Annotated in this window: 23 protein-coding genes; 17 read left to right on the forward strand and 6 right to left on the reverse strand. The window is 71.5% G+C overall.

The features are described 5' to 3' along the window. Window positions 1-111: 111 nt before the first annotated feature. On the forward strand, window positions 112-711 hold the full coding sequence (locus ABEA10_RS23500; protein WP_425550942.1) for a TetR family transcriptional regulator: 600 nt from the start codon (window positions 112-114) through the stop codon (window positions 709-711). Window positions 712-732: 21 nt separating this feature from the next. Here ABEA10_RS23500 and ABEA10_RS23505 read toward each other — a convergent pair whose 3' ends face one another. The 3 genes from ABEA10_RS23505 to ABEA10_RS23515 all read right to left on the reverse strand — a co-directional run bounded on the left by ABEA10_RS23505 (window position 733) and on the right by ABEA10_RS23515 (window position 5,921). Beyond that, the gene (locus ABEA10_RS23505) at window positions 733-867 is read right to left on the reverse strand and encodes a hypothetical protein (RefSeq protein WP_329255842.1); all 135 of its coding nucleotides are present in this window, start codon (window positions 865-867) and stop codon (window positions 733-735) included. Between the two features lie 205 nt (window positions 868-1,072). After that, window positions 1,073-5,548 (reverse strand): cation-translocating P-type ATPase, encoded by a 4,476-nt coding sequence (locus tag ABEA10_RS23510; protein WP_345467319.1) that lies wholly within the window; start codon window positions 5,546-5,548, stop codon window positions 1,073-1,075. A 103-nt stretch (window positions 5,549-5,651) separates the two neighbouring features. Next, on the reverse strand, window positions 5,652-5,921 hold the full coding sequence (locus ABEA10_RS23515) for a hypothetical protein (protein WP_329255837.1): 270 nt from the start codon (window positions 5,919-5,921) through the stop codon (window positions 5,652-5,654). Between ABEA10_RS23515 and ABEA10_RS23520 the strand changes: the two genes are divergently transcribed. The 3 genes from ABEA10_RS23520 to ABEA10_RS23530 all read left to right on the forward strand — a co-directional run bounded on the left by ABEA10_RS23520 (window position 5,908) and on the right by ABEA10_RS23530 (window position 7,225). Next, a complete protein-coding gene (locus ABEA10_RS23520) occupies window positions 5,908-6,402 on the forward strand; it encodes a hypothetical protein (RefSeq protein WP_345467324.1) in 495 nt (164 codons plus the stop codon). The two genes, ABEA10_RS23515 and ABEA10_RS23520, sit on opposite strands and share 14 nt — an antisense overlap. 212 nt (window positions 6,403-6,614) lie before the next feature. After that, entirely contained in the window at window positions 6,615-6,959 is a 345-nt protein-coding gene (locus ABEA10_RS23525) for a YidH family protein (protein ID WP_329255833.1), read from the forward strand. Further along, window positions 6,956-7,225 (forward strand): DUF202 domain-containing protein, encoded by a 270-nt coding sequence (locus ABEA10_RS23530; protein ID WP_345467327.1) that lies wholly within the window; start codon window positions 6,956-6,958, stop codon window positions 7,223-7,225. Before ABEA10_RS23525 ends, ABEA10_RS23530 begins: the two co-directional genes overlap by 4 nt. 11 nt (window positions 7,226-7,236) lie before the next feature. Here the strand turns inward: ABEA10_RS23530 and ABEA10_RS23535 are convergent, their stop codons facing one another. Then, window positions 7,237-7,755, reverse strand: a complete 519-nt coding sequence (locus tag ABEA10_RS23535; RefSeq protein WP_329255829.1) for an ATP-binding protein — start codon at window positions 7,753-7,755, stop codon at window positions 7,237-7,239. A 189-nt stretch (window positions 7,756-7,944) separates the two neighbouring features. Between ABEA10_RS23535 and ABEA10_RS23540 the strand changes: the two genes are divergently transcribed. From ABEA10_RS23540 to ABEA10_RS23555, 4 genes are all read left to right on the forward strand, one after another. Beyond that, a complete protein-coding gene (locus tag ABEA10_RS23540) occupies window positions 7,945-8,811 on the forward strand; it encodes a helix-turn-helix domain-containing protein (RefSeq protein ID WP_345467330.1) in 867 nt (288 codons plus the stop codon). Then, on the forward strand, window positions 8,812-9,051 hold the full coding sequence (locus ABEA10_RS23545) for a DUF397 domain-containing protein (RefSeq protein WP_329255825.1): 240 nt from the start codon (window positions 8,812-8,814) through the stop codon (window positions 9,049-9,051). A gap of 113 nt (window positions 9,052-9,164) precedes the next feature. Next, window positions 9,165-10,322 carry a steroid 3-ketoacyl-CoA thiolase gene (locus ABEA10_RS23550; RefSeq protein WP_345467334.1) on the forward strand — a complete coding sequence of 386 codons (1,158 nt, stop codon included), beginning with the start codon at window positions 9,165-9,167 and terminating at the stop codon, window positions 10,320-10,322. 213 nt (window positions 10,323-10,535) lie between these two features. Beyond that, complete coding sequence (locus ABEA10_RS23555; RefSeq protein ID WP_345467337.1) at window positions 10,536-11,129, forward strand: helix-turn-helix domain-containing protein; 594 nt, start codon at window positions 10,536-10,538, stop codon at window positions 11,127-11,129. On the opposite strand, the gene ABEA10_RS23560 is transcribed toward ABEA10_RS23555, so the two are convergent. Further along, the gene (locus ABEA10_RS23560; protein WP_345467340.1) at window positions 11,126-12,835 is read right to left on the reverse strand and encodes a hypothetical protein; all 1,710 of its coding nucleotides are present in this window, start codon (window positions 12,833-12,835) and stop codon (window positions 11,126-11,128) included. The genes ABEA10_RS23555 and ABEA10_RS23560 overlap by 4 nt on opposite strands. Window positions 12,836-13,181: 346 nt before the next feature. On the opposite strand from ABEA10_RS23560, the gene ABEA10_RS23565 reads away from it, so the two are divergent. The 5 genes from ABEA10_RS23565 (at window position 13,182) to ABEA10_RS23585 (ending at window position 18,901) form a co-directional block, all read left to right on the forward strand. Next, window positions 13,182-14,417, forward strand: coding sequence for a cytochrome P450 (locus ABEA10_RS23565; protein WP_345467343.1), 1,236 nt, complete (start codon window positions 13,182-13,184; stop codon window positions 14,415-14,417). A 49-nt stretch (window positions 14,418-14,466) separates the two neighbouring features. After that, entirely contained in the window at window positions 14,467-15,669 is a 1,203-nt protein-coding gene (locus ABEA10_RS23570; RefSeq protein WP_345467346.1) for a cytochrome P450, read from the forward strand. Window positions 15,670-15,776: 107 nt separating this feature from the next. Then, complete coding sequence (locus tag ABEA10_RS23575; protein WP_345467349.1) at window positions 15,777-17,033, forward strand: glycosyltransferase family 4 protein; 1,257 nt, start codon at window positions 15,777-15,779, stop codon at window positions 17,031-17,033. Between the two features lie 13 nt (window positions 17,034-17,046). Then, the gene (locus ABEA10_RS23580) at window positions 17,047-17,796 is read left to right on the forward strand and encodes a class I SAM-dependent methyltransferase (RefSeq protein WP_329262304.1); all 750 of its coding nucleotides are present in this window, start codon (window positions 17,047-17,049) and stop codon (window positions 17,794-17,796) included. Further along, a complete protein-coding gene (locus ABEA10_RS23585; protein ID WP_345467351.1) occupies window positions 17,783-18,901 on the forward strand; it encodes a prenyltransferase/squalene oxidase repeat-containing protein in 1,119 nt (372 codons plus the stop codon). Before ABEA10_RS23580 ends, ABEA10_RS23585 begins: the two co-directional genes overlap by 14 nt. A gap of 31 nt (window positions 18,902-18,932) precedes the next feature. Here the strand turns inward: ABEA10_RS23585 and ABEA10_RS23590 are convergent, their stop codons facing one another. Beyond that, entirely contained in the window at window positions 18,933-19,511 is a 579-nt protein-coding gene (locus tag ABEA10_RS23590) for a Uma2 family endonuclease (RefSeq protein ID WP_345467353.1), read from the reverse strand. 167 nt (window positions 19,512-19,678) lie between these two features. On the opposite strand from ABEA10_RS23590, the gene ABEA10_RS23595 reads away from it, so the two are divergent. The 4 genes from ABEA10_RS23595 to ybiA all read left to right on the forward strand — a co-directional run bounded on the left by ABEA10_RS23595 (window position 19,679) and on the right by ybiA (window position 23,216). Then, complete coding sequence (locus ABEA10_RS23595; RefSeq protein WP_345467355.1) at window positions 19,679-20,347, forward strand: helix-turn-helix domain-containing protein; 669 nt, start codon at window positions 19,679-19,681, stop codon at window positions 20,345-20,347. After that, window positions 20,344-21,594, forward strand: a complete 1,251-nt coding sequence (locus ABEA10_RS23600) for an MFS transporter (RefSeq protein ID WP_345467358.1) — start codon at window positions 20,344-20,346, stop codon at window positions 21,592-21,594. Before ABEA10_RS23595 ends, ABEA10_RS23600 begins: the two co-directional genes overlap by 4 nt. A gap of 139 nt (window positions 21,595-21,733) precedes the next feature. After that, on the forward strand, window positions 21,734-22,612 hold the full coding sequence (locus ABEA10_RS23605; RefSeq protein ID WP_345467361.1) for a DUF8017 domain-containing protein: 879 nt from the start codon (window positions 21,734-21,736) through the stop codon (window positions 22,610-22,612). Between the two features lie 55 nt (window positions 22,613-22,667). Further along, entirely contained in the window at window positions 22,668-23,216 is a 549-nt protein-coding gene (ybiA, locus tag ABEA10_RS23610) for a riboflavin biosynthesis intermediates N-glycosidase (RefSeq protein WP_345467364.1), read from the forward strand. Window positions 23,217-23,342 lie beyond the last annotated feature (126 nt).

The following is a 23,342-nucleotide window of genomic DNA, read 5'->3' on the forward strand; positions in this document are numbered from 1 at the left end:
GATTCATCGAGGGCGGGGCGACACGCGGGACCGTTGCGGCGGAATAACGTGTTCTCGCGGCATGTACCCTTGTGCGAAGAAAGCGCGGACCGGAGGCCGCGCTCCCGACCGATGGGTGGCGACGTGACCGCAGAACCCGCGGCGGCCGGTCACCTGACAGGTCGTTCCCGCAGCCAGCACCAGCGCCGAAAGCGCATCCTCCAGGCCGCGGCCGCACTGGCGTCGCGCGGAGGCGTGGAGGCGATGCAGATGCGCACGGTCGCCGAGCGCGCCGGAGTGGCCCTGGGCACGCTCTACCGCTACTTCCCCTCGAAGATGGACCTCGTGGTGGCGGTCGTCAACGAGGAGATCGACACCCTGGAGGCGAGCCTCGATCGCCGGCCGCCGAGCTCGGGCACGCCGGCCGGCAGGGCCGTGGAGGCGCTGATGCGCGCGACGCGCGGGCTGATGCGCGAACCGGAGCTCGCGGACGCCCTCATCCGCTCACTGCTGCTGTCGGACGTCAAGACGGATCTCGGCGACCGGATGGCGGCCATGCTCGCGCGCGCCGCCGACGACGCGGCGCCCGGCGAGGAACGTCACATCCTGCTGCGCTCGCTCTCCAGCGTCTGGGTCATGGAGATGATCGAGCTGCTCCGCGGCCGTACCGGCAACGAGCAGATCCAGGCACGCCTGGAGATCGCCGCCGAGCGCCTGCTCGACGGCGATTGATTCTGGGAAGTACCCGCTTCCTTAGGCGGGAACGCCCGCGGCACGCAGGTCGCGGTACAGCCCGGACCGCATGAACTGCAGGAACAGGCGGGTGAGAAGGGCCTGGAGCAGCATCACCAGGGCCTTCGCGAGGATGGTCGAGACGATGTCGGGCACGGGGAAAACCTAACGTCATCAGGGATGCTTTCGACATGAGTATGCCTTCTTGTCCGGTTTCAGGAAAACCCAGGGGGTTACGAGAAGGTGAACATCTGCCCAGGTCAACCGGTACGCCCACCCCGGTCGATCCCTGGCGACACAGGAGACACTGACGTCACGCGGGGCCGCCGCTGATCGCCCCCGGCGTGCGGTACGCCGCCGCTCAGCGGTGGGGCGTGAGGGCGGGGCGCAGGCCGTCCTTGAGGGCCTCGTGCAGGCTGTCCGTCAGGTCGTCCTTCAGCTCCTCCACGAGGCGGGCGGCCTGGGCGGCGCCCGGCACGTACGCCACGATCGTGCCGCCCGGCAACCGGGTCACCAGCACCGCGCCCAGGGCGAAGCCGCCCGCGCAGCCCAGGGCGATCAGCCAGCCGTGCGGCAGGAGTGGCCGGCTGCCGAAGAAGTGGCTCAGCACCGGCACCTGCACGATGATCCCCAGGGCGGCCAGCGAGGCCAGGCCCGCGGCCAGGACCAACGGGTCGCGTCCGCCGGCGGCGATCGTCTGGGCCAGCTGGGTGCCGACCAGGGCCACCAGGCCGGTCGTGTCCGCCTGCTCTCGGGTGCCGCTCATCCTCGCCAGGGTCCAGGCGGTCACGGCGGCGCCCGCCGTGGCGCACGCGCGTACGGCGATGTCGCGGGTCAGTGCGGTGCCGAGCGAGCGGTCCGGGCCCTCCTGGAGCAGTTCCTCCCGGGTGACGCCGGAGGGCGGGCGGGCCGCCAGCGCGACGGCCGGGAGCATGTCGGTGAGCAGGTTCACGAGCAGGAGCTGGCGGACGTTCAGCGGGCTGCTGCCGCTGACCAGGCCGGTGAGCACGGTGAAGGTGATCTCGCCGATGTTGCCGCCGAGCAGCACCGCGAGCGCGTCGCGGGTCGAGCGCCACATCGCCCGGCAGTCGGCGATCGCGTCGGTGATCGTCTCGATCCGGTCGTCGGTCACCACGACGTCGGCGGTCTCCCGGGCGGCGGGGGTGGCACGCTCGCCGAGGGCGATCCCGACGTCCGCCAGGCGGATCGCCGGTGCGTCGTTGGCGCCGTCTCCGGTCACCGCGACCACCCGGCCCGCCGTGCGCAGCGCCTGCACGACGCGTGCCTTCTGGTTGGGGCTCACCCGGGCGAACACCGAGACCCCGGCCAGCGCCTCCCCGAGCTTCTCCTCGGGCAGGGCGTCGAGGTCAGCGCCGGTCATGATCTTTCCGTTGAGGAGGTTCAGCTCGGCGGCGATCGCCTCCGCCGTGGTCGGGTGATCTCCGGTGATCATCATGATGTCGACGCCCGCCTTGCGGAGGCGGCCCACGGCCTCGGCCGCGGTCGGGCGCACCGGGTCGGCGATGCAGACCAGGCCGAGCAGGCACAGCCGGTTGATGCGCGACTCGGTCAGATCCCGCCGCCCGGACGCCTTCCGCTCGCCCACCGCGAGCACGCGGTAGCCCAGGCGCGCCAGCCGGTCCACCTCCTGCTCGACCTTCTCGCGGGCCTTGTCGTCGAACGGGACGGTCTCGTCGCCGCGCGACCACCGGTCGCAGCGCTCCAGGACGATCTCCGGCGCGCCCTTGACGCTCAGCAGCTGCCCGTCCGGCGTACGGCCGAGCACCGCGTGGTAGCCGCGGCCCGGCTCGAACGGCAGCTCGGCGACACGCTTCCAGGAGCCGAGCCCCTCGAAGTCCTTCATGTCCAGATCACGGGCCGCGCGGATGATCGCCTGGTCGGTGGGGTGGGGCATCTTGCGGCCGACCTGCTCGGGGCTGGCGCGGAGCGCGGCGGCGACGATGACCCGGCGCTGCGGTGTCAGGTCCTTGGCCGGAGAGGTCGACTCTCCGTCGGAGACGAGCCGCAGCCGCAGGCGTCCCATGGTCAGCGTGCCCGTCTTGTCGAAGCACAGGACGTCGATCCGGCCCAGGGCCTCGATCGTCGCCGGGTTGCGTACGAGGGCGCCCCGCTGGGACATGCGGCGTGCCGTCGCCAGCTCCGCGGCGGTGGCGACGAAGGGCAGGCCTTCGGGGACGGCGGCGACGGCGAGGCTGACCGCCGGGCCGAGCGCCTGGGCGAGCGAGCGGCCCCGCAGCAGGTCCGACAGGAACAGGCCGGCGCCCGCGCCCAGCGCCACCGGCAGCGTCACCGCGGTGAGGGACTGCAGGCGCGCCTCGACGCCCCCGGGGCGGTGCTCACCGGCGAGCCGGGTCGCGCGGCCGATCTCGGTCCGCTCCCCCGTCGCGACGACCACCGCCGTGGCCTCCCCCGCCGCGATGACCGTGCCCTCGTACAGCATGGAGGTGCGGTCCGCGACGGACCCGGCCATGCTCGGGCGGGCGGTCTTGGTGACGAGCTGCGACTCTCCGGTCAGGCTGGACTCATCCACCTCCAGCCCCTTCGCGGCCAGCAGCCGCGCGTCGGCCGGCACGGCGTCGCCGGCGCTCAGCATGATCACGTCGCCGGGGACGAGCTGGTCCGCGGTCGCCCTGACGTCGGTCTCGACCTCCTCCGGGCGCCGCAGCCGTACCCGCACCGCGCTCAGGTCCACGAGCCGGCGCAGGGCGCGGTCCGCGCCGACGCGCTGGATGCCCGACATCAGCGCGTTGACGCCCAGGACCGTGCCGATCAGGGCCGCGTCGGTGATCGACCCGACGACCGCGGAGACTCCCGCGCCGGCCGCGAGCGCGGGGGTCAGCGGGTTGTCCAGCTCCTCGACCGTGACCCGGGCGAGGCCGGGAGGCCGCGGAGTGCCGTCCTGCGCGGACACCCGCCGGCGCTCGGCCTCGGACGCGGTGATCCCGGATGAGGACGAGTCGAGGCGGTTCAGCACGGCCTGGGCGGGCCAGGCGTGCCAAGGCGTACGGTCGACCGGCACGAGGGCGGGCCGCCGGCCGACCGTGAGCCCCGCCCAGGTGCCGGTCGCGAGCGCCGACAGCGCCGCGGTGTCGATGGCGAGCTGCGCCCGCCGGGCGGCGTTCCGCGGAGTGCCGGTGGCGGCGAGCAGCGCGCCGGCCACCGAGCCGACCTCGGCGATCCGGGCCGAGCGCGAACTGGCCTCACGCGCGGGCACCAGCGCCTCGATCACCGGGTACGCCTTGCCCAGGCCGGGGCCGCACAGGATGTGCGCGCCCCAGGGCGGGTGCCCGTTCGCGCTCAGGAGCCCGACACCGACGTCGGCGGCGGCGAGCGCCGCCCCGCCACGCGACGACAGCAGCAGGACCGTACGGCCGTCCTCCTGGAGCCGCCGCACGGACGCCAGGAGGCGGCTGCCGCCCGGCACCGCCTGTTCGACCGGGAGCCGCCGTCGCGTCCCGGCGGCGACGCCGGCGACCGCCACGGGACAGACGCGCCGCGCCGCCGCGATCAACGGCTCGGCGAGCGGGTCCAACTCCACCACGACGGAGACCAGCGCGACCGGATCGATCTCGTGGGTCAACAGCAGTACGGTCGCGCCGCCCTTGCGCAGCACGTCCGCCTGTTCCCTGGCCTCGTACGGCAGGCCGCGCGCGGAGGGGCGCAGCGGCGCCACCGCCCACGGGCCGTCCTCGTGCCGGTCGCTCAGCCGGTGCACGTCCACGAGGGAGTGGGCGCGCTCGTACGCCGTCTCCGGCGCGACGTCCTCGGTGAGGAGGACCACGTCCTCGATGACCAGGTCGCCGGTCCGCAGCGCGGACGCGTCGATGACGATCTGGTCCACGCGGTCGAGCCGGCGCAGGACCTCCGGCGTCACCACGACCACGTCCCGGCGGGCCGCCGCCCTGCCGACCTGGACGGCGAAGGCGTCGCGGCCGAGCCGGGCGGCCTTCGGCACGCCCGCCGCGAGCACACCCTGGGCCCGGTCGGCGTCGCGGCTGAACGCGTACGTGCCGGTGGCTGTCATGATCGCGGCCGGGATGGTCCAGGCGGCGTGCTCCACCGCGCCGTACGGCAGCGGGACGGGCCGCGGCGGCACGTCGAGCGGGGCGCACTGGAAGACGCCGGGGGTCGGTGCGATGTGGTGGCAGCGCCGGTTCCACGCTTCCGCGTGCGCGCGCATCTCGGCGATGCGCATGAGCCGGTGCACGGAGTTGATGACGGGACCGGAGGGCTGGAACGCCAGCACGTGGCTGACGATGACGCCGGCGCCGAGGAGCGCGTCGGAGGCCGGACGGCCGACCCGCCGCTCCAGCCCGTTCCGCACCTGCGGGGACGCGTCGGCCATCGCCAGCAGCGTCGCGATACCCGGGGGCAGCGGCGTGGCCCGCAACATCCGGCCGACCACGGCGGCACCGCCCCCGGCGAGGTACGCGCCGGCGAGAGCGGCCTCGCGCAGGACCGTCTGGCGGCTCGGGTGGGCGAGACGGGAGAACGGCTCCCCGGAGGCTCCGTGCGCCACCTCCACGGCCTCCACGACGTCGAGGAGAGCGTCGAGCGGCGTCTCCTCGTCGTGCAGGACGAAGACGAAGCCGAGCGGTGCGTTCACCTCGGCGCGTGCCACCCCGGCGACGCTCGTCAGTCGGTCGACGAGCGACCGCGAAACCCCCTCGGTGCCCGGTTTGTGCACGCCGCGCACCCGGATGCGCGTCCGGCCCGGCGCGGTGTGCACCTGGCGCCGGTTCACGGCCCCGGTCACCGCTCGCAGTGTGGCGCCGGGCAGGCCGGTGGCGTCGCCGAGAAGTCGTCGCAGTCGCATGGTCGTCTTCCTGGTCACGTGCTGGTGGCGTGCTGGTGGCGTGCGTCAGCGGCCCCACGCCGGCGCGGCTCGCGGCGGGCGGGGTTCCGCGGAGCGGTGAGTGTCAGGTACGCGAGGTGGAGCGCCGCGCGCGCCCGCGTAGGGCCTCCATGCCACGGCCGGTCCTGCGCGCGACCATGGTGCCGATGCCGATCGCCGCGGCGACCGGCCAGTCGATGGCGCCGAGAACCGCCGCGATGCCCAGACCGCCGTAGAACGCCAGGCGCTCGGGCGGCGGAAGGTACCCGGCGACGAGCCTCCCGGCGTCGCCCACGTACGACATCCCGGGTGTGGGCACGTGCACGGTCTTCATGTGCGGGGTGAGCACCGGCACCGAGACGTCCATCCCGGCGGTCTCGGCGGAGGGACGCTCGGCGGGCCGCCGCGCCGTGGCGGTCGTGCCGCCGCCGGCCCGGGCGGCCGAGGTCCCGCGCGCACGGGTCCTGGAGGTCTTTGACGTGGAGGTCCTGGTCCGGGTGGTCGTCCCGCCCCGGGAGCGGCCCGCGGCGGACGTTCTCGTGCTCCTGGCCGTCGTCGTGCTCTTCGTGCCGCCGCCGCCCGAGGTCCTGCTGCTCGCGCTCCTGCTGGTCGTGGTCCGGCTCGTCGTGGTCTTGCCGGCCGCGGTCCTGCCGCGGGATGTCCTGGCGCCGGCTCCCCCGCCGCCGGACGCCCTCGCGGCCGAGGTCTTGCTTCCCGCGGAGGTGCTCCGCGGCGCGGTCTTCTCTTTGGTCGCTCGCCCGGCTTCCGCCATACCGGCACATCCCCCCTCACGTGCCCGGACACGATGTCCGGTTAAGTCCAGGTTGTTTCCGTGAGCGGGTGCGGCCATGCCTCCGGCCGCGTTTCCAGACCGACCTTTTCCCTGGTCACGGCGGCGTGATGGAGAGCGCCGCAGGCGGCCACGTGTCACCGGTGGTGAGGATCACGAGACTCTCCGGCTCCGCTATCCGGCGTTTCCGCGAGTACGGGCCGCACAGGCGGCGGGTAGGCATACGGGCGGACCGACACAGGTAGGGAGGGAGACGAGATGGCGCGCCAGGAGCCCGGGTACGAGCCCGACTACCGATTCTCCCTGGCCAACGAGCGCACTCTCCTGTCGTGGATCCAGACCGCCTTCGGCCTGCTCGCGCTCGGGGTGCCGCTCGCCGGCGGCATCCGCGGCGTACGGCTGCCGCCCTGGCACCACGAGATCGGCCTGGGCGCGATCGTGCTGAGCGTGCTGATCGTGCCCGCGGCGTACCGCAACTGGCGGCGCGTCCAGCTCGCCATGCGTCTCGGCATCCATCTTCCCCGGGACCCGCTGCCGGCGCTGCTCGCCTCCGGGGTGGCCGTACTGCTGGCGACGACGCTGCTCAGCATGGCGATGAAATGAGCTCCGGACTCCAGCCGCAGCGTACGGAGCTGGCCTGGCTGCGGACGACGCTGTCGGCCTGGGCGGTGACGGCCATCACGGCGCGGGTGGCCCTCCCGGTGGGGATGTTCGCGGTCGCGGGACCGGTGGTGGTCTCACTGGTCGCGTACGCGCGACGGCGGCGGCTCAAGGAGAAGGAACCGCCGCCCGCGTTGGGTCCGGCGGAGGCGGCGGCGGTGGCGGCGGCGTGCGTCCTCATCGCGCTGACGGCCGCGCTGCTGTTGTGATCGAACTGTGATCAACAGTCGGGGCAGAGGAAACAGGCCCAGACGACCTTGCCGTGACTCGACAGCGGCGCCCAGTTCCATGAGTGGCTGAACGCTTCGACCAGGTGCAGGCCACGGCCGCTCTGGGCTACCCAGTCGGGCTCCCTGCGCACCGGGATCTGGTCGCAGGGATCGGTGACGGCGCAGGTCAGCCGGCCGCCGGTGTGCAGCAGGCTCAGCCGTATCGGGGTGTCGCCGTGCCGCTCGCCCGCGTATCCGGCGGCGTAGCGCAGCGCGTTGGTGACGAGCTCGGACACGACGAGGCGCACGTCGTCGTACATGCCGGTGAGGCCCCATGACTGGAGCACCGCGCGCGCGAAGTCACGGGCCTCCTTGACCGACTCGGCGACGGCGGCGAGCCCGACGGACATGGTCTGCGGAGCGGGGCGGATCTCGAGGGGACGGTGTTCGTGCCAGCGATCAGCCTGGGTGATCGTGGACAACCACTCTGGCGCCTCGTCGACCGCCTTTCCTGCTCTTTCGCCTGTCATCCAGCGCGCTCCGTGTGCTGTCATCCGCGATCCCCTGGCGATCAGTGATCGGCGTGTCCCGCGCGCTATCCTGCTCGACATGCCTTGCAGATGCAAGGCCCGATGCACGTGCAGATGCCCGTGCGCACTCTGACATCGAACCGAAGGGAGTGGCACACTGTGCGCTGACCGATGCTCATGGAGGTAGGGGTGGAAACAGCGCAGCCCGCCGGAGGACCGACCGTTCTTCGCCGGCTCCTCGGTGCCCAGCTGCGCCGGTTGCGTGAGCGCCAAGGCATTACGCGCGAAGAGGCCGGATACGCCATCCGCGCCTCCGGCTCCAAGATGAGCCGCCTGGAGCTGGGCCGGGTCGGCTTCAAGGAGCGTGACGTCGCGGACCTGCTCACCTTGTACGGCGTCACCGACGAGACCGACCGCGAAAGCCTGCTCGCGCTGGCCCAGGACGCCAACAGTCCTGGCTGGTGGCACAGGTACGGCGACGTCCTGCCGGGCTGGTTCGAGACGTACGTCGGCCTGGAAGAGGCGGCGGCGCTCGTCCGCACCTACGAAGTCCAGTTCATCCCGGGTCTGCTGCAAACCGAGGAGTACGCCCGCGCGGTGATCTCGCTGGGCAACTCCACCGCACCCCCGGAGGAGATCGAGCAGAGGGTCAGCCTGCGTATAACACGTCAGAAACTACTCACGCGGGGGGATTCCCCCCGACTGTGGGCTGTCGTGGACGAGGCGGCCTTGCGCCGTCCGATCGGGGGACGGGATGTGATGCGCGGCCAGATCGAGCGGCTGATCGAGGCCACCAAGCTGCCGGGCGTCATTCTCCAGGTACTGCCGTTCCGGGTCGGCGGGCACACCGCCGAGGCCGGGGCCTTCTCCATCCTGCGTTTCCCCGAGTCGGACCTGCCGGACGTGGTCTACGTCGAACAACTGACCAGCGCCCTTTACCTGGACAGGCGTGATGACGTCGACAGCTACATGGAGGCCATGGAACGCCTCTGTGTGGTGAGCGCGCCTCCGGACGAGACCGCCGAGATCCTCAGCAGGATTCTCCAGGAGACATGAATGCAGTACCCCGCCTACAACGGCGTTCCCTCCACCGACATACCCGACGTGAGGTGGCAAAAGAGTCATCGGAGTAACTCGCAGGGCAACTGCGTCGAGCTGGCGAAGCTACCGGACGGCAGCGTCGCGGTGCGCAACTCCCGCCACCCGGCCGGCCCCGCTCTCGTCTACACGAAGGCGGAGATCCGGGCGCTCATCCAGGGCGCCAAGGCCGGCGACTTCGACAGCCTGCTCGTCTGACCCCGGCGATGTTAGAACGTGTTACCTGTAACACCTCCATGCCAGTGCGGTTCCTGACGGCCTTCCACTAGAACAGGTTATTGTTTTTCTCCCCGGTTCTAGTGGGAGGCCGTATGAGTCACCCCGTCATCGTCTCCGCCGTCCGCACCCCCATCGGCCGCCGCCGCGGCCTCCTGGCCGGGCTGAAGCCCCAGGCCGTACTCGCCCACACGCAACGGGCGCTGATCACCCGCTCCGGAATCGACGCGGCCGATGTCGGCCAGGTCTTCGCCGGCTGCGTCACCCAGGCCGGCGAGCAGGGCGGCCACGTCGGCCGGCACGCCTGGCTCTACGCCGGCCTCGACCACCGCACCGGCGTCACCACGGTCGACGCCCAGTGCGGCTCCAGCCAGCAGGCGGTGCACCTCGCCGCGGCGCTCGTGCACGCGGACGTGGTGGACACCGCGATCGGCTGCGGCGTCGAGATGATGAGCCGCGCGCCGCTCGGCAGCAACGTCCTGCCCGCCGACCCGCGCCCCGACGACTGGTCGATCGACCTGCCCGACCAGTTCACCGCGGCCGAGCGCGTCGCCGCACGCCGCGGCCTCACCCGAGCCGACCTCGACGCGTTCGGCGTACGCTCCCAGCGGCTCGCCGCCAAGGCCTGGGCCGACGGGCGGTTCGAGCGGGAGATCGCGCCGATCGACGCGCCGGTGCTCGACGGCGAGGGCGGCCCGACCGGCGAGACCCGCACGGTCACCACCGACGAGGGACTGCGCGAGACCACTCTCGAGGGGCTGTCGGCGCTCCGCCCGGTGCTGGAGGAAGGCCTGCACACGGCCGGCACCTCGTCGCAGATCTCCGACGGCGCCGCCGCCGTGCTGGTGATGTCGGAGCGGGCCGCACGCGCGCGAGGGCTGCGTCCGCGCGCCCGCATCCGCGCACAGGCGCTCGTCGGCGCGGACCCGTACTTCCACCTGGACGGCCCGGTGGAGTCCACGGCGCGGGTGCTGAAGGCGGCCGGGATGACGATGGCCGACGTGGACCTGTTCGAGGTGAACGAGGCGTTCGCCTCGATCGTGCTGTCGTGGGCGTCGGTGCACGAGCCGGACCTCGACCGGGTCAACGTCAACGGCGGCGCCATCGCCCTCGGCCACCCGGTGGGCGCGACCGGAGCACGCCTCATCACGACCGCGCTGCACGAACTCGAACGCCGCGACGCGGCGACCGCACTGGTGACCATGTGCGCGGGCGGCGCCCTGTCCACCGCCACCATCCTCGAACGCCTCTGACACCGTACGGCTCCGGCCGCGGGCACCGCCGGTCACAGGCGGCTCCGGCCGCGGGCGGCTCCTGCCTCGGGAAGCTCCGGGCCCCGGGCGGCTCCGGCCGCGGTCGGCGGGCGTCTTGCGGCCTCGGGAGGCGGACGTCTTGCGGCCGCGCCGACGGCGAGCGCGGCCGGGGCGCCCCGGCAAGTCCCGTTGCCGGGCTGGCAAACTGCTCATATGGAAGACGACCTCGACCATGCGCTCGACGCGGTCGGGCCCCGGCTGCGCGCCCTGCGCCGGGAGCGCGAGACCACGCTCGCCGAGCTGTCCAAGACGACCGGCATCTCGGTGAGCACGCTGTCCCGGCTCGAGTCCGGCGCCCGCAAGCCGACGCTCGAACAGCTGCTGCCCCTGGCCAGAGCCCACGGCGTCACGCTCGACGAACTCGTCGACGCACCACAGACCGGCGACCCGCGCGTCCACATGCGCCCGGTGACCCGTAACGGCATGACCATGCTGCCCCTGACCCGGCGAGCCGGCGGCATCCAGGCGTACAAGCTGATCATCCAGGCCACCACCCGCCGCCGGGAACCCGATCCCCAGACCCACGAGGGCTACGAGTGGCTCTACGTGCTCAACGGCCGGTTGCGGGTCATCCTCGGCGAACACGACCTGGTGCTCTCGCCCGGCGAGGCGGCCGAGTTCGACACCCGCGTCCCGCACTGGTTCGGCGCCGCCGACTCCGAACCGGTCGAGCTCCTCAGCCTGTTCGGCCGCCAGGGGGAACGCGCCCACCTGCGCGCCCGCCCCCGGCCGAAACGAGCGGGCTAACTCGGCGCGGACCAGAGGTCGAGCTTGTCGTCGATCCTGCCATCCGACTCGACACTCCCGGACCGGTGGGCGTACTGCCACCCGCGAGCGAACGGCCCGGCGAACAGGACGGTCGCGACCGGCATGCCCGCGTAATTACGGACGTAGCGGGTCCCTTTCTTGGTGGCGATGGTGTAGCTGTGAGGCCTCAATTGCTGCTTCGCCAGCATCTTCCCGCTCTTGTCCTGAAGATATCGGGAAAGCCCCCACTCGCTGAGCACGGTGTTCAGGGAGGATCGGCGCGCCTGTTTCACCCAGCTCACGGCCACATGCCCCGCACGGATCTTCGTGATCGTCGCATGCCTCCCGCGTCCCACGGCGTCCTTGCGAATGACATCGCCCACATAGCGGGAACCGTTGATGAACTCCATGTTCTTCTTGCCCCAGGACGAGTTCAGCAGCGCCGCGAAGGCTCGGCGATAACCGCTCTTGAACGACACGGCCAGTTTTTGCATCAAGGCACCGATGCGCCGGAAGGCATCACCGACCAGTCTGATCAGCCTGCCGACCCACGTGGCCGTCTCTGCCGACCTCTGGGCGATCTTCGGGATGGCGGCGGCCTCCGAGACTCCGCCCGTCTCGGCGGCCAGCAGACTGGCCGCCATCCAGGTCAGGACCGCCCACGTGATGACCTCGTTGATGGCCGCCCGGACGATCCCCTCGACGGATCCAATGATCGCGCTGGTGAGTTGCAGCATCGCGGCCACGTCGTCGGCTCGCCGGCCCGTCTCGGCGATTCCGTCGCGGAGTGCTTCGAGTCGCTTGCTTGCCGCCTCGGCGGCCTTCCCGCGCCACGCGCCGTTGCCGAGAAACCGGTTGAGGGTGGTGCCGAGATCCTGGGCGAGCCGGTGGCAGCTTTTGGCGAGGCTGTCGTAGTTGTACGCGGCCTGACCGGTCCGCATCGGATCGCCGGTCACAAGGTCGGCCGCGCGCTTCGTCCACTGGAAGTAGTTGAGCAGGAAGGTGAGACCGAACGCGGTCAGATAGCCGAGCGGATTGAGTCTGACCGCGGTCTTGGCGGAGAAGAAGCCGAATCCGGCGGTGACGAGGCTTGAGGTGAGCGCTGCGAGGTCGGTGGAGGTGTTGAACTTGTCATCACTTCTCAGATCGCTGACGAAGCGGGCGGAGTTCAGTCCGCTGGCGCCCAGCGCACCCAACGGCGGCGGAAGATAATTGATGCCCCAGTAAAGGTTGGTGTGCTTCTGATAGAACTGCGATACCCAGTTGAGCTGACGGACACCTTCTCTACCTGCCGTATTCTCTCCGGCCGCGCTCAGGACCTGCAGGATGGCGAGCTCGGTCTCGGAGTACCGGTGTGCCGTGTCGCCGAGCCGCTCGGCCGCGCCCCCTAGAGCCTTGCCCATGTGATCCAGATGCAGGTGGAAAGCCTGCATCAGCGATATGCACTTGCCGCGCAGAAAGATTTCACCGAGGCAGCCCCAGGGCAGAAAGTGGTCCAGCGAGTCCGACGCGGCCTTCGCCACCCGCTGCATGTCGGTGACCCTCGACCTCAGGGAGTCGACCCCGTGTCCGGCGAGGCGGACCGAGTGATGGTCCACCTGAAATCCGGAATCCTCGTCACCTTCGGGGTCCGTACGCGCCGGCGGGCCGCCCTGCCGCGGCGACGAGGAGAAACCCCCGTACGCAGCCTCTGCCCCGACGGTCATGCACAACTCCTTGAGTCGGTGGCAACGGACACGGCGCCCTCGACGACCACCGTGCGTCGACATCGCGGCGTCATTGCCCTCGTCGCGCTTCCGGCCAAGCGAACAGTGCAGGAACAGACTTTCGGACAGCGCGGAAGAATGTCCGCTTAATCCGATAATGCCATTCTGAATCTTACTCCGCCGTCGCCGAAGTGAGCAGGCGAATGCCGCATCGCCTCGAATGACGACCGCTGGCTCCGCCGCCACTCTCCTCTGACCACCGAGCGTGATGAGACGCGCGACACGTTGACCCTAGCAATCGCTTGGTTTAGAACGTGTTTCAGAACGTCGATCCGGAGGAGACCCGATGGCCGTCGACATCATCACGCCCGCGCTGTACGAGACTCAGGGCTTCCCCGACGAGGACTTGCGCCGGCTGCGCCGCGAGTCGCCCGTGCACTGGCACGAGGACCCGCACGGTCACGTGCCCGGCTTCTGGGCGGTGACCAGGTACGACGACGTCGTCCACGTATCGCGGCACCCGGAGCTGTTCTCCTCCCACGCACGCACGTCGATGTTCGAGGAGTTCGCCGACGACGACATCGCGCTGTACCGGCTCATGATGCTGTTCATGGACCCCCCGCAGCACACCCGCCAGCGGGCGTTCGTCAACCGCGGCTTCACGCCGCGCATGATCAAGCAGCTCGAGGAGCACATCCGCGACGTCGGCCACCGGCTCATCGACAACGTCGTCACCCGCGGCGAGGCCTGTTTCGTCCGCGACATCGCGGCACCCTTCCCGCTGTACGTCATCTGCGAGCTGATCGGCGCGCCGGTCGAGGACCGCGAGCAGATCTTCGCCTGGTCCAACGTGCTGGTCGGCTCCAACGATCCCGACTTCGCCACCTCGCCGGAGGACGCGCGAGAGGTCTCCGCCCAGGTCCTGCAGTACGCGCACGAGCTGGCCGCCCGCCGCAGGAAACAGCCGCGCGACGACATCGCGACGAGCCTGCTGGAGCCGGACGCCGACGGCAACCGGCTCAGCGCCGACGAGTTCGCCATGTTCATCCTGCTGCTTCTCATCGCCGGCAACGAGACGACGCGGAACGGCGCGTCGGGCGGCATGCTCGCCTTCTTCCAGCACCCGGAACAGTGGCGGCGCCTGGTCCGCAACCGCGGCCTGATCAGGACCACCGCCGACGAGGTCGTGCGCTGGGTCAGCCCGGTCAACCTCTTCCGCCGTACGGCGCTGCGCGACACCGAACTGCGCGGCCGGCGCATCCGCGAGGGCGACAAGGTGGTGATGTTCTACTCCTCGGCCAACCGCGACGAGGACGTCTTCGAGGACCCCTACACCTTCGACATCGGCCGCGACCCCAACCCCCACCTGGGCTTCGGCGGCGGAGGCCCGCACTTCTGCCTGGGCACCCACCTGGCGCGGCTGGAGCTGACCGTGCTGTTCGAGCTGCTGCTGGACCGCATGCCCGACATCCGCCAGGCGGGCGAGGCGCGTCGCCTGCGGTCCAACTTCATCAACGGCATCAAGGAGATGCCGGTGCGGTTCACCCCCTCAGAACGCGTTACTAGAACACGTTTCATTTAGCCGCGTTGTCGTTTACGCTCGGGATACCCCGACCCCCAAGGGCGGTGCCATGAACATCGACCTCGTCGACCCCGACCTGTACGCGACCGGTGGTATCCCGCACGAGCAATTCCGATGGCTACGCGAGCACGCGCCCGTCTATCGGCATCCCGGTAATCCGGACTTCTGGGCCGTCACCCGCTACGACGACGTGGTGCACGTCTCCCGGCACCCGGAGATCTTCTCCTCCCACCGCCGGCTCGCGCTGTTCAACGAGCCGACGGAGGAGCATCTGGTGCTCCAGCGGATGATGATGCTCAACCAGGACCCGCCGGAGCACACGCGCAAGCGGGCGATCGTCAACCGCGGCTTCACGCCCCGCACCGTCGGCCGGCTCGAAGATCACATCCGCGGCATCTGCGACGACCTGCTCGACGGTCTCGCCGGCCGTGGCGAGGTCGACTTCGTCCGCGACATCTCCGCGCCGCTGCCGCTGTACGTGATCTGCGAGCTGCTCGGCGCCCCGCCCGAGGACCGGGAGAAGATCTTCGACTGGTCGAACCGGCTGATCGCCCAGGACGACCCGGAGTTCCGTACTCCGGGCGACGACGGCATGGAGGCGGCCGGCGAACTGTACGCCTACGCCAACGAGCTGGCCGTACGCCGCCGCGAGGAGCCGCGCGACGACATCGTGACCCGGCTCCTGCAGCCGCACGACGGCGAGGAGCTGTCGGTCGAGGAGTTCGACCTGTTCGTGATGCTGCTGTCCGTGGCCGGCAACGAGACCACGCGCAACGCCGCGTCCGGCGGCATGCTCGCCTTCTTCGAGCACCCGGAGCAGTGGCGACGGCTGCGCGACGACCACGCCGCCGGCGGCGAGCGGCTGTCGGAGACGTTCCCGGACGAGATCGTGCGCTGGGTCAGCCCGGTCAACCTGTTCCGCCGCACCGCGACCCGCGACACCGAGCTGGGCGGGCGGCGCATCGCCGAGGGCGACAAGGTCGTCGTGTTCTACGCCTCGGCCAACCGCGACGAGAGCGCCTTCGCCGAGCCGTACACCTTCGACGTCGGCCGCGACCCCAACCCGCACATCGGGTTCGGCGGCGGGGGCCCGCACTTCTGCCTGGGCGCCCATCTGGCCCGGCTGGAGCTGCGCGTGCTGTTCGAGACCCTGCTGGAGCGGATGCCCGACATCTCCCCGGCGGGCGAGGTCCGCCGGCTGCGGTCCAACTTCATCAACGGCATCAAGGAGATGCCCGTACGGATCGGTTAGTGGTGTTCACCACCTTTTAGACTCTGTGCCTAATATCGAACGCGCAGGTCGGACAGGTCAGGCTATGGTCATAGTTCACTGAGTGTGCGTTTACGGGAGGACCGGACGTGAACGAGGCAGACGAACCGTTGCGCGTCGCGCTCCTCTCCTACCGGAGCAAGCCGCACTGCGGCGGTCAGGGTGTCTATCTCCGTCACCTGTCGCGCGAGCTCGTCGACCTCGGGCATCACGTCGACGTCTTCTCCGGCCAGCCGTACCCCGAGCTCGACCGCGACGAGATCACGCTCCGCCGCGTGCCGAGCCTGGACCTGTACGCCGACGAGAACCCCTTTCGCACCCCGCAGTTGGCGGAGTTCCGCGACTGGATCGACGTGCTGGAGTTCGCCCACATGCGCACGGGCGGATTCCCCGAACCGCTGACCTTCAGCCTCCGCGTGCTGCGCGAGCTGCGGGCGCGCCGGCACTCGTACGACGTCGTGCACGACAACCAGGTGCTCGGCTACGGCAACCTCGGCATCCCGCGCCTCGGCCTGCCCTTCGTGACGAGCATCCACCACCCGATCAGCGTCGACCGGCGCATCGAGATCCAGGCCGCCAAGGGTTTCAAGGAGCAGTTCGGCAAGCGCCGCTGGTACGGCTTCGTCCGGATGCAGGCGCGCGTCGCCGCCCGGATCGGGCCGATCCTCACCGTCTCCGGCTCCTCCAAGCACGACATCGTCCGTGACTTCGGCGTGGCGCCCGAGCAGGTGCACATCCTCCCGCTCGGCGTCGACGACCGGTTCTTCCACCCGCGCGGCGAGCGCGTTGCCGGCCGCATCGTCGCCGTCGCCAGCGCGGACTCCCCCCTCAAGGGCGTCGCGACGCTGCTGCGCGCGGTCGCCAAGCTGGCCACCGAGCGCGACGTGCACGTCATCGTGGTCGGCCGGCCGACGCCCGGCGGCCCGACCGACAAGCTCGTCGGGGAGCTGTCCCTCGGCGACCGGGTGCGCTTCGTCTCCGGCATCTCCGACGAGGAGCTGGGCGAGCTGCTGGCCAGTGCCGAGATCGCCGCGGTGCCCTCGCTGTACGAGGGCTTCTCGCTGCCGGCCGTCGAGCACATGGCCTCGGGCACACCGCTCGTGGCCAGCCGTACGGGCGCGCTGCCCGAGGTCGTCGGCGACGCCGCGATCCTCGTCGAGCCGGGCGATGTCGAGGAACTGGCCGCCGTCCTCCGGCGCCTGCACGACTCGCCGGAGGAGCGCGAGCGCGTCGGCGCCGCCGGCTACGCCCGCGTACAGGAGCGGTTCACCTGGTCCGCGGTCGCGCGGGCCACCGTCGGCCACTACCGAGACGCCATCGCCCGCCGCCGTACGGGCACCGTCTGAGAGGAGCACGGCCCTGCTGACCGTGGACTTCAACCGGTTCCACGTCGCGCCCGGCGAGCAGGTGCTCGACATGGGCTGCGGCGCCGGCCGGCACGCCTTCGAGCTCTACCGGCGCGGCGCCTGCGTGGTGGCGTTCGACCGCGACGAGAAGGAGCTCGCCGGAGTCGCCCGCATGTTCGGCGCGATGGAGCTCGAAGGCGAGGTGCCCCCGGGCGCCTCGGCCCGCACCGTGACGGGAGACGCGCTCAGCCTGCCGTTCCCCGACGACTCCTTCGACAAGATCGTGGCCGCCGAGGTGCTGGAGCACATCCCCGACGACATGGCGGCCATGGCCGAGCTCCTGCGCGTGCTCAGGCCGGGCGGTCGGCTGGCCGTCACCGTGCCCTCCTGGCTGCCCGAGCGCATCTGCTGGGCGCTGTCGGAGGACTACCACACCGCGCCGGGCGGGCACGTGCGCATCTACACGCGGGCCGAGCTGGAGGCCAAGCTCAAGGCGACCGGGTTCGAGGTCGGCGGCCACCACTACGCGCACGGCCTGCACGCGCCGTACTGGTGGATCAAGTGCGCCGTCGGCGTGAACAACGACGAGCACCCGCTCGCCAGCGCCTATCACAAGCTGCTCGTCTGGGACATCATGAAGCGCCCGCTCGCCACCCGGCTGGCCGAGCAGGTGCTCAACCCCGTCATCGGCAAGAGCGTCGTCGTCTACTTCACCAAGCCCGCCGTCCCGGCGTCGCGGGAGCAGGCCCATGCGGCGGCCTGAGGCCGTACCCGGGATCCTGACCTCCGCAGACCTCGTCGCCACCGCAGAGTCGATCGTCGCCCAGCAGGAGCCCTCGGGCGCCATCCCGTGGTTCGCCCCGGTGGACGGCGTGCCGGGCCACGTGGACGCCTGGAACCACGTCGAGGCCGCGATGGCCCTGTCCGTCGCGGGCTTCACCGAGCCGGCGCGCCGCGCGTACGCGTGGCTGCGCGGCGTCCAGCGCGAGGACGGCTCCTGGCCCGCCAAGTGGGTCATGGGCGAGGTGACCGAGCCGGGCGGGGAGTCCAACCATGCCGCGTACCTCGCGGTCGGCGTCTGGCACGAGCTCACGCTGACCGGTGACCTCGCGTTCGCCGGGGAGATGTGGCCGTCCGTACGCCGGTCGGTGGAGTTCGCGCTCGGCCTGCAGAGCGCCCGCGGCGAGATCATGTGGATGCGGAACGCCGACGGCTCCGTCGCCGACCACGCCCTGCTCACCGGGTGTTCCTCGATCTACCAGTCCCTGCGCTGCGCGGTCGCGCTGGCCGAACGCCTCGACGAGCCGCAGCCGGACTGGGAGCTGGCCGCCGACCAGCTCGGCCACGTCGTCGCCTGCCACCCGGAGGCGTTCGCGGACAAGAGCCGCTTCTCGATGGACTGGTACTACCCGATCCTCGGCGGTCCCCTGCGCGGCGCCCCGGCGTACCGCCGGATCGACGAGCGGTGGGACGCCTTCGTCGTCGAGGGCCTCGGCTGCCGGTGTGTCTCGGACCAGCCGTGGGTGACCGGCGCGGAGAGCTGCGAGCTGGTGCTCGCGCTCGACGCGATGGGCGACACCGCCCGGGCGCTGGAGCTGTTCGCCACGATCCAGCACCTGCGGCACGACGACGGGTCGTACTGGACGGGCTGGCAGTACGCCAACGAACGCCACTTCCCGAGCGACCGGTCGACGTACACGGCGGCGGCGGTGATCCTCGCCGCCGACGCCCTCGTGGGCGGCTCCCCCTCCGCGCGCCTCTTCAAGGAGATCGCCGGCCGCGATTTGGGCCCGGCGGGCCCGGCCGACCCGGTCGCCTGCGGCTGCGAGGCGCCGTCCCTGGCGGACTCGCTCCGTACGCGGCGCTGACACCCACCGGAGTGACGGGCCGGTTACCTGTTCAGAGCCGGCCGAGCTCCAGGCTCAGGTCGACGTCGAACCCGATGTCGGTGCGTAGCCGCGCATGGTGCACGCCGGTGGGCACGTACGCGCGAATCGACGGGTCCAGCTCGTAGGTGTAGACGACCGGCCGGCGGCCGTCGCGCTCGACCCGCCACAGGAACCGGATGCCCGCCTCGGCGTACTTGATCGGCTTGGTGAACCGGTCCCGGTCCTCGGAGTCCGGTGACACGACCTCGACGACCAGCCGTACGTCCTCGGGCAGGTAGTACGTGCGGTCGAGGTCGTCGAGCGCGTCGTCCGCGACCACCATGACGTCGGGCTCGGGGCGTTGCCGCAGCCCGAGCTTCACCGTCATCTCCCGGACGACGGTCAGCCCGGCCGGCGGGCGGATGCCGGCCTGCGAGTCGGTGAGCAGATTGACGACCAGCATGTGGAACTTGGTCTGCGGCGACAAGAGGACGAGTGCCCCGTCGATCAGCTCGACACGCCGGGGCGCGTCCGGTGGCAGAGCGTCGAGATCGTCAGCCGTCCACCCGTTCTCCGGACCGGGGTAGATCCACTCGGGCAACGAGGTCATAACCACCATGATTACCCTCCCGCATGCCGCCGTCTCGACCGCAGCGACCCTAGCAGAATTTTTTACTCAAAGTAACTGAATGATTTCTCTACGTTGATGATGGATCGGCACGGGAATTCGCCAACATATCTTTGCAAAGAGTTCTTTGCGGTCTACCGTGTCGTTACATGTCAGAAAAAGACCAACCGCGCCTGCGGCCCGACCCTCGGCTGGACGTGGTCCTGGACGCGAAGGGGCTGCGCGCCCTCGCCCACCCGGTGCGCGTCCAGCTGGTCTGGCTGCTGCGCAAGTACGGTCCGTCGACGGCCACGCGGCTCGCCGAGCGGATGGGCCTGACCTCCGGGGCGACCAGCTACCACCTGCGCCAGCTCGGCACCGCCGGTTTCGTCGAGGAGGACACCGGGCGGGGCAGCGCGCGGGAGCGCTGGTGGCGCGCGGCGCACCGCGGGACCTGGCTCACCGACATGGACCTGCTCAGCCAGGACCCCGAGGCGGGTCTCGCCTACCTGCAGTCCATCGCGGCCGTGAACGTGCTGCAGACCCAGCAGGCGCTGAACGAGTTCCAGACGCTCCCCCATGCGTGGCGGGATGTGTTCGACCTGAGCGACTGGTCCCTGCGCCTGAGCCCCGGGGAGGCGCAGAACCTCCTGGACGACCTGAGCGCGGTGCTCGCCCGGTACCGGCCGGACCGGCCGGAGGAGGCGGCCACCGCACCCGAGGACGCCGAGCGCGTCACCCTCGTCCTGCACCTGCTGCCCGAACCGGGCCTGCCCGCCGGCGGCTCCGCGCCTGAGGCGGCGGGAGACGACGGCGGCCCGGCGAGAGAGAAGCCGTGAGGCACCGCGCCGGCACGGGCGGCGGCCGGAGCCTCCGTCCCCTGGCGGGGATCCTCGCCGCCCTCACCGTGTCGCAGACCGGCACCCGGATCTCGGCCATCGCGCTGCCCTGGTTCGTCCTCGTCACGACCGGAAGCGCCACCAAGACCGGTGTGACGGCCTTCTGCGAGATGGCCCCGTACGTCACGGTCAAGGCGCTCACCGGGCCGCTGGTGGAGACGGCCGGGCCGCGGACCGTCTCCTGGATCGCCGACACGGTCAGCGGCGCCGCCCTCGCCCCGATCCCGCTGTTCCACGCGCTGCACCTGCTGTCCTTCTGGACACTGTCCGCCATGGTCGCGGTGATCGGCGCCGCGCGCGGGCCGGGTGACCTGTCCAAGGAGGTCATCGTCCCGGAGGCCGCCGAGCGCAGCCGGGTGCCGCTCGAACGGGCGACCGGCCTGGCCGGCACCACCGAGCGGCTCGCCGCCGCCTTCGGACCGGCGGCCGGGGGCGCCCTGATCGGGCTGGCCGGCGCGCTGACCGGGCTCGTCGTGGTCAGCGGGTGCTTCGCGCTCGGGGCGGTGGCGATCGCCCTGGGCCTGCCCCGCGGCATGGGACACGCGCCGGAGCGGAACGCGGAGGCCGAGCCGGGCTACTGGCGGCGGCTCGGCGAAGCTCTCGCCTTCCTGCGCGGAGAGCGGCTGCTGCTGAACCTGTCCATCATGGTGGCCGTCACCAACCTGCTCGACGCGGCGTTCTCGTCGGTGCTCCTGCCGGTCTGGGCGCGGCAGTCCGGCGCCGGACCGGCCGGGATCGGGCTGGTCGGCAGCGTGCTCGGCGTCGGGGCGGTGTGCGGGAGCCTGGTCGCCGCCGCGGTGGCGCACCGCATACCGCGCCGGCCGGTGTTCTTCATCGGCTTCCTGGTCGCCGGGGCGCCGCGCTTCCTGATCCTCGCCGCCGGCGTGCCGACGGCGGCGGTCGCCGTGGTGTTCGCCGTCGCCGGCCTCGGCGGCGGCTTCCTCAACCCGATCCTGGGCGCGATCTCGTTCGAGCGGGTGCCACGAGGACTGCTCGGCCGGGTACGCGGGCTGACCGACTCGCTGGCCTGGGCCGGCATCCCGCTCGGCGGCCTCATCGGCGGGGCGGCGGTGGCCTCCGTCGGGCTCGTGCCCGTGCTCCTGACGGGCGGCGCGGCGTACTTCCTCACCACGAACGTCGCCGGGCTCCGCCCGGAGAGCCGGGAGATGAACCGTTCGCCCACGTGACGTTCAGCGCCGGCCGAGGTCCAGACCCAGATCGACGTCGACCCCGATCTCGGTGCGCGGCCGCCCGCGGAGGCTGAGCGTTCCGCGCGATTTCGGGAGCGAACCCGCGAACGGGACCAGCTGCAGTAGCGTGCGCTGCATGGTCTGGCGGGGCGACGATCAGCGCTACGGACGGTCGCGTCGCCGCGACCCGGCGGGCCGGGACTCCGGGTACGGGGAGACTGGGGAATCCGGCGGGTCCGGGGGGATGACGTTCCTGCCTCCGCCGCCGGACCGGCCGCCGGCCGGTCTGCGGGCGGTGGTCGTCGTCCTGGTGGTGCTCGTGGTCGGCGGGGGTGCGGCCCTCGCCGTCGCCGGATCCCGGGGCCATGGGAGGCACACCGCCGCCGTGCCGTCGCCCTCCTCCACCCGGCCGCGCGTCCCGTCGTACGTGCCGTCCCCACCGCCGTCCGCGCCGGCGAAGGTGCCGGGATGGCACGCCGTCGTCGCGGTCAAGCACGGCCTGACCTACGACGTGCCGCCGTCCACCTGGTCGGTGAAGTCGGCGGACACGATCGTCGGCTTCGAGGACCCGAACGGACGGCCCGAGGTGGCCGGCAGCGGCGTCGCGGTCTACAAGGAGGGCTACTGCCCGGGACGCAGCGGGAGCTGGCGGGCCCAGACCGCCGTCGCGGGCTACGGCCGGACCGACCCGGCCGGCGCCGCGAAGGACGCGGCCCGCACGTGGGCCACCTACGGCTACGCCCCGGACACCGGCGGCTCCGCGCCGGCCGTGACGCTGAGCGCTCCGAAGGCGCCGTCCGCGAGCGGAACGGGGGCCACGGAGGTCACCGCGGCGGTCACCGTGCACGACGACGAGCCGTGCTCTCCCCCGCGAGGGGTCGTACACGCGGTCGCGGTGCCCCTGAAGAGCGGTGAGGTGTCCGTACTGATCGTGATGGCCGACCAGGGCGTGCCCGACGCGACGTCCGACACCGACCTGGAGAAGATCGCCGGCAGCGCCCGCCCCACCTCCTAAGACCGGCGCGGAAACCGGGTTGGCGGCTCGGCGCGCCGGCCGGGAAGATCGGGATATGCGCGTCGACGACCTCATCCGGCTGGAAAAGGCGGGTGTCCTGCCCGAGCCGCTGCGGTTCTGGGGCCACCGGCCGCCCGCGCGCGGCGGGGTCGCCAAGAGCTGTCTCAGCCAGTGGTACCCGGCGCCGTTCACGCTCGACGGTGTCCGCTACGCCACGGCGGAGCACTTCATGATGGCGGGCAAGGCGCGGCTGTTCGGCGACGCGGAGGCCGAGCGGCTCGTGCTGGCCTCGGACGACCCGGGCAAGGCGAAGGGCGCCGGACGCCGGGTGCGCGGCTTCGACGAGGACACCTGGGCCGAGCACCGCTACGACCTGGTCGTACGGGCCAACACGGCGAAGTTCACCCGGCACCCGGCGCTGCGGGACTTCCTGCTCGCCACCGGCGACCGCCTCCTGGTCGAGGCCAGCCCGTACGACACGGTCTGGGGCATCGGCCTGTCCGCGGACCAGCCGGAGGCACGGCGCCCGTCCGAATGGCGCGGCCTCAACCTCCTCGGCTTCGCCCTCATGGACGTCCGCGACGCCCTCCGCGCGGGCGCCTGAGGGCCTGTCTCAGAGTCCCGTCCGTGGCGAGCACCGCGCAGTAGGACAGCGGGGCTTTGAGGCAGGCCCTAGAGCCTGTCCTCAAAGCAGGCTGGGCTGATCTGGTTTGATCTTGGTTTGTGGTGC

The organism is Actinoallomurus oryzae (genome assembly GCF_039541955.1).
Taxonomy (GTDB): domain Bacteria; phylum Actinomycetota; class Actinomycetes; order Streptosporangiales; family Streptosporangiaceae; genus Actinoallomurus; species Actinoallomurus oryzae.